Below are 5,019 nucleotides of genomic sequence, written 5' to 3'. Positions count from 1 at the left end.
TCCATTCAGGCTTCAGACACCTTCTTGGAATCATCATCAGCCCGATCACTCAACCCTATTCTCGGACGGGCTCTCAGACTGCAGCCCTGGCCGGATGCTTACGTTCCGGCGTGGAATATTCCGAGCCGATTGACAGTCGCATTTTGCCATTGTTTGCTCCGGTTTAAAGGTTCTCTGGGAAAGAGAGCTTCAAGAATAATCCCTCAAGGCATAAATCCATTGGCTTTATCCCGGAGGGTATGAACGGCGCGATCTTGTTAAACTCCGACAGGTGCCGGTCTGCGATGATCTTGAGATCCAGGATGATAAGCCCCGCTTCTCTGACCGCACCAAGCATGTCGGTGATAGTCATTCCGTTGAGCGTGTTTCGGTAATTGTCCCACTTGACCTCCGACACTCTGGTCTTGAGCCGAGCAGACCCCATCGTCAGATGCTCCCATTTCCTGAGATAGAAGTGGGCGCCAGAGGACGAAAAGAAAAGCGGATCGGTAAAAATAACGATACGACTTCTTCGATCCTTGGGCATAAATCTCCGAAGCGAATAAAGCGTGGCAGACAAACCCGTGATGTGTTCCACGACGTTGTTCGACAGAACGTAATCGAACTGGCCAAGATCGGGAGCATCGAAGGATGTGTGCTGCAAAAGGGAAACTCGCGGCATAAGTTCCTCCATGCCGCGGTTCTTCAAGGCTATATCAAGCGGTTCCCTGTCCCGTAATTCCGGGTCAATGCCGACGACTTCGCTGGCTCCCTTGGAGAGAGCCCACAAGGCCTCAGTTCCCCACCCGGAGCCAAGAATGAGGACCCGCTTGTCTTTGAGGTTAACAGCAGGTCCGAACCATTTCTCGCAATGGCCGAGATAGTTGCTTATGTAGTCGGCGATCTGTTCCGGATCGTCTGTTTCAAGCTGCTGCACTGCAAATACCCCCTAAAGTGCGGCTGCTAAAGATCAGACCGGCTTGGGCCAGTCAGAATGCTCTTCGTTTCGAACGAAGATAAATGCTTCATCCTGAATCCAGGGACGCTTTTTATTGTGGAAGGGACCGTGGTTGTGAAAGTGATCGAGATGGAACCCTTGATCTTCGCATTTCTTGATCAGATCGTGGGTAGTAATGCCCCACTGCCAGAAACTGTGAAGATCACGTCGCTTTCGTCCAGTCTCAGGATCAATATCGTCGAGAGTATTCAGCCACTCGTCTATTCGTTTTTCATCGCCATAAAATACCCATTTCTTGTACCAATCCGGTCCGTTATCAAGAAAGCGAGTGGTCTTATCTCCGACCTTCCACATTTGGTTGAAAATGATCAGGACACGTGCCTTCGGCGCCCATCGCTCGATGAACTCGTCCCAATTGATGTTCACCTGGTGGAGCAGAATGTCGTACATGATGAGGGCGTCAACCTGAGGAAAGTCCTTAATGAACCCGGGCTGATTAAAGAGTGCAGTCTTGAACTCTAGCTGCTTATATCTGGCGCCAAGTTTCTTCGAGGCGCCAGTGACAAACTGATCGATAACATAGGCTTTTTGGATTTTAACCGCTTCTAGTGCGGCACGTGTGTAACCGGCGTGGACGCCCCAGCAACCTCCGATGTCGGCGAATGACTTCACGTCATGCTTCCGCATCGCGTCAACGGCAAGCGCGACCTTTTCCGGGCGAAGCTTGATGTTGTTTTGGGCGTTTACTTCTTCTTCGGTTAGTACCGCTGCCATTCATTCTCTCCGTTTTCCATCGGGGGCGGGTAGGTTAAGCACAAGGTAATCTATCGTGGCAAGTGGGGCTGGTGATACTGGATGTGTATGAGTGCGGCGATGCACAGGGCAATCGCCGGCGTAGTTGACTCGACGTATGGGCCATTGCCGATCTTGGCGCTGGCCGTTCCGGCTTCCCAACTGCAACCGCTCGTTTGGCCCGGGGCTACGTCAAGCGCCAGCCGTTGAGCCATGCCGAGATGTGATGTGTAGAGGGGAACTTTCTCAGGTTCACCAGAAGGATTCCTCCAAAACGCCCGGAGCCGTTTTCCTCCGCTCGGATCAGCGAACTCGCCACTGTCCTTCGTCCATCCAAGCAATGCCGCGATCTCGGCATCCCTGTAGCGCGACGGTGTGGGCTCATTGCGCAAATTGCGAATAACGCTCTCGATATCCATGATGCTTCGTCATTTCTTGATGGCGACCGCGGCGCCATATAATGTTTGGAGCGTCCCGCTGAGCGTCGCTTCATGGTCAAGCATCAAGAGAACTCTGAGAAGATGCATATCTTCATCAGTGCGAAAGCTGCTGTACAATCCATTGAGAGCGATGAAGAAGATCATCCCACCAGTTGGTTTAATCACCGCGTCAGGGAAAATCTCTCTGATAGCTGGCAGGGTGGCGCCGGCATCAACGGCTTCAGAAGGGTCCTTCTCGATTGTCTTGGCAAGCGATTCACGCGTCACCTTTTTTGAGTAGCTTTCGCCGCTTGCATTTGGTTTGAGGAAATGTCGATCTGGTACGGTAGCGCGGACTCGGTTGACGTATTCCAACTCAGCATCCTCGATCAGGAAGCGGTTGGGGCCTACGTATTCATCCATGGCGAAGACGCCGCCGTCGTTTAGGACTGAATGGCTCCATTGCACGGCCGCCTTCACATCGGGCATATGGTGGAGCGCATTGTCCCAGTAAACAAGGTCGAACGTCGGGTTGGTGTGAATGTCGAATGCATTCGCGCAATGGAAAACCGCCTTATCGGCGACGCCAGCGTCAACAGCTTTTTGCTTAGCTATCTTAATTCGACCCGGCGCAAGATCATATCCTTCTATGAGATCGACTACGCCTGACTTGATCAGCTCGATTTCTTTGACACCGGTCCCGCACCCAACGGAAATACCTTTGCGAAGTGGCGTCGTCACCGTCTGCCTAATGAGATCTCGAATGCCGGCCGCAGGGTCCGGCAGGAGCTTCCCGCACACGTGAAAATTGTACATCCTCCTTGCGAGCCGATTGGTCCACCAGTTTGAAGTGGATTTCGTCTTAGCCCAATGGCTCGCTACTTGGGCTGTATCTAAGGTTGATTCCATTTCATGCTCCTTACCAGATCAGCCAAGAAAGCATGAGCGAGAGCCAATAGCAATCTGGCTGGCGTACCGGCTTCGTAGGCACGGCCAGGACCGCTGGCGCATACATCGAACGTCCTCGACATCAGGCACAACTTCGAGCGGCTTGCGGGTAAGCCGACGCCAGGTGAACAATTGCTGCGGGGTCAATCCGTGACTCCGAGCGACAGCGCAGACCGTCACGCCTGGCTCATATGGGTGGAGGCGGAACTGAAGGACGTCGGTGATCAAGCCCTGATGCGCGGATTGGCTACCGCATTCCCGATTGTGCGTCCGGGGCTGTTCCGATCTTACTACGGGCGTCGGTCAAGTGCCGGCCACAAAGCGTCTGACGGGTGTTCCCCTGCCGTTGTTCCGCCCCGCCCATGCGCGAGGGTGCAAGTTCGATGCGGCGGCCTACGATCTGCCCGCCTGCGCCTCCCTTGCAACAGCCCAAATGAAGCCGGTCAGCTCACGGGCAATGGCCGTACAAACCACCGTCGTTCGCTTTCCGCGTCCGGTCACCACTCGATAACGAGCCGTCAACCGGCTCTGAGCCTTCCATGCTATCTCCCGAACCTTCGGCGGCGCTTGCTCCAGACGGTACAGCTTCCTCGCGCCGACCTTCGGCGGATGGCGATAAGTCCAGGCGCTCTCGACCAACATGTGCCGAACTCGCCCGTTGCCTGCCTTGGTGATCGAGCCCCGTCTGACTGTCTCGCCCGTTGATCGTTCACCAGGCACCAGGCCGAGATATCCCATCAGTTGGCGGGGGGCTTTCAAATCGGCTGACTTCGCCGACCTCTGTTGCGAAGGTGACGGCAACGATCAAATCGACCCCTCGTAACGTCTGTAGAGCTCGAATGACGGGCGCGAGAGACCAATTCGGGACGAATTCCTCGATGACCTTCTCCAATCGTTCCACCCGCTCTTTCGAGACGCGCACTGCCTCGGCCATCTCCTGCAAGGCGATTTGATGCGCCGGATGATCGAACTGTTGCTCCTGCAGCCAGCGCAAATATCGCATCGTCCAGCCCTTCTTGCGTGGATAGATGCGGCTATGCTTGAGCATGAAGGCGCTGATCTGGCGTCGGTGAACCCGCAACGTCTCGACTGCAGAAGACCGGGCGCGAACGAGGTCTCGCATCGCCACCTGGCCCTCGTCGCGAACCCACGCCGCTGTGAGCTCGCCGGCCCTCAATAGCCGGGCGAGCGCGAGTGCATCTCGATGGTTGGTCTTGACTCTGTCGCCTGGTTTTCTGGGAATCAAGGAAGGCGAGACGACCACACATTCATGGCCAAGTGATCGGATCAGCCGATGCAGGCCGTATCCAGTCGGACCCGCCTCGTAGCAGAAATGAACGCGATCAAACTTTGCTGCTATCCGCTGGATGATGCGGCGCATGCTGGTATCAGACGCGTCAACCTCACCCCCCCAAAAGCGAACCTCTCCCTCCCGGCCGGATTCAGCGACAGCAATCGCATTCTTTAATTTGGCGACGTCGATTCCAACAAAAGCTTCTCTATAATCTGCCAAGGCTCGTCCTCCTGTGATGAGGATCGGCTCGGCCTGTCCGAGCAACCCTCGGAAGACCAGTGTAGGGCGAGCCACCTCACGCGCGAAGACGGACATACGGTCTTACGCTGAACTTCTGAACGACGTTGATGTAGGATCGTTGGGTTGCCGGAGATAGATTGCGGACCGTGATGTCCTCGATCATCCGGGGGCGAAGAGGGCTAAGCTCAGCCATCTGGACCTCCTGTCTGAAGGAGATTGCAACACCACCATCCAATCAGTCAGGAGGCTCGATCAAAGTCAGCCCCATTCGCCGCGGTAGCGGCATAGTTCAATCCCTTTTGTCACCCTGACCTAGTGTTCTGTCCCGCAAATAGCTTTGCATAAGCGCTCGACCTTTTCGAGGATGATTTGGCTTGTTGCGGTCCAGA

Annotated in this window: 5 protein-coding genes and 2 pseudogenes; all 7 read right to left on the bottom strand. The window is 55.1% G+C overall.

What is annotated here, in order from left to right; genetic code table 11:
• Positions 1–163: 163 nt before the first annotated feature.
• Positions 164–916 carry a class I SAM-dependent methyltransferase gene (locus tag ACMGE0_RS33255; protein WP_436820119.1) on the bottom strand — a complete coding sequence of 251 codons (753 nt, stop codon included), beginning with the start codon at positions 914–916 and terminating at the stop codon, positions 164–166.
• 33 nt (positions 917–949) lie between these two features.
• Entirely contained in the window at positions 950–1,711 is a 762-nt protein-coding gene (locus ACMGE0_RS33250; RefSeq protein ID WP_436820118.1) for a hypothetical protein, read from the bottom strand.
• Between the two features lie 50 nt (positions 1,712–1,761).
• Complete coding sequence (locus ACMGE0_RS33245; RefSeq protein WP_436820117.1) at positions 1,762–2,148, bottom strand: hypothetical protein; 387 nt, start codon at positions 2,146–2,148, stop codon at positions 1,762–1,764.
• Positions 2,149–2,157: 9 nt separating this feature from the next.
• Complete coding sequence (locus ACMGE0_RS33240; RefSeq protein ID WP_436820116.1) at positions 2,158–3,057, bottom strand: class I SAM-dependent methyltransferase; 900 nt, start codon at positions 3,055–3,057, stop codon at positions 2,158–2,160.
• 18 nt (positions 3,058–3,075) lie between these two features.
• Positions 3,076–3,276, bottom strand: a complete 201-nt coding sequence (locus ACMGE0_RS33235) for a transposase (RefSeq protein WP_436820120.1) — start codon at positions 3,274–3,276, stop codon at positions 3,076–3,078.
• A gap of 213 nt (positions 3,277–3,489) precedes the next feature.
• A pseudogene (locus tag ACMGE0_RS33230) lies at positions 3,490–4,609 on the bottom strand (IS110 family RNA-guided transposase).
• A gap of 106 nt (positions 4,610–4,715) precedes the next feature.
• Positions 4,716–4,823 (bottom strand): annotated as a pseudogene (locus ACMGE0_RS33225) (site-specific integrase); the annotation flags it as partial.
• Positions 4,824–5,019: the final 196 nt, after the last annotated feature.

Origin of the sequence: Neorhizobium descurainiae, from assembly GCF_051400715.1 — a bacterium.
Lineage (GTDB): Bacteria > Pseudomonadota > Alphaproteobacteria > Rhizobiales > Rhizobiaceae > Neorhizobium.
This window is presented reverse-complemented; position numbering and strand designations above follow the sequence as displayed.